The organism is Micromonospora sp. CPCC 205546 (assembly GCF_036902715.1).
Classification (GTDB): domain Bacteria; phylum Actinomycetota; class Actinomycetes; order Mycobacteriales; family Micromonosporaceae; genus Micromonospora.
On sequence record NZ_JBAKHL010000177.1, the window covers coordinates 1 to 740 of the forward strand.

A 740-nucleotide genomic window follows, 5' to 3' on the forward strand; every position below is an offset into this window, starting at 1 on the left:
CGTCGCGGTCGGCGGGTCCGGGGACGCGGGCGAACATCGACGAGTTCACGGAGACCACGGCGCGGGCGATCGAGGTCGTCGGCGGCGCCGGACGGGGTAAGGCGATCATCGTGTTGAACCCAGCGGACCCGCCGTTGTTGATGCGCGACACCGTCTACTGCCTCTGCCCCGATGCTGACGCCGATCGGGCGGCGATCGCGGGCTCGGTGGCGGCGATGGTGGCGGCGGTGCGGGAGTACGTGCCGGGGTACCGGTTGAAGCAGGACGTGCAGTTCGACGTTGTCGACACGTTTGTGCCGTCGTTGGGTCGGCGGTTGCGTGGGTTGCAGGTGTCGGTGTTCCTGGAGGTTTCCGGTGCGGGGCATTATCTGCCGGCGTACGCGGGGAATCTGGACATCATGACGTCGGCGGCGTTGCGGACGGCGGAGCGGCTGGTCGGCGTGCGATCGAGGTCGACGGGCCACGACGGGGACCGCGACGGTGCGGGTCGGGGCGTCGTGGAGGTGCCGGCGTGACTGATTTGTACATCCAGGACGTGACGTTGCGCGACGGTATGCACGCCGTGGCTCACCGGTACACCGTGGAGCAGGTCCGTGCGATCGCGGCGGCGCTGGATGCGGCGGGGGTGGCGGCGATCGAGGTGGCGCATGGTGATGGTCTTGCGGGTTCGAGCGTGAACTACGGTCATGGTGCGGCCAGTGACGCGGATTGGATTTCGGCGGCGGCTGAGGTGATGACGT

At 68.6% G+C, this 740-nt stretch carries 2 pseudogenes; both read left to right on the forward strand.

Annotation, left to right across the window (positions count from 1 at the left end):
• Positions 1–515: pseudogene (locus tag V6U77_RS29915) on the forward strand (hypothetical protein); the annotation flags it as partial.
• Positions 512–740: pseudogene (locus V6U77_RS29920) on the forward strand (4-hydroxy-2-oxovalerate aldolase); the annotation flags it as partial. The pseudogenes V6U77_RS29915 and V6U77_RS29920, both read left to right, overlap by 4 nt.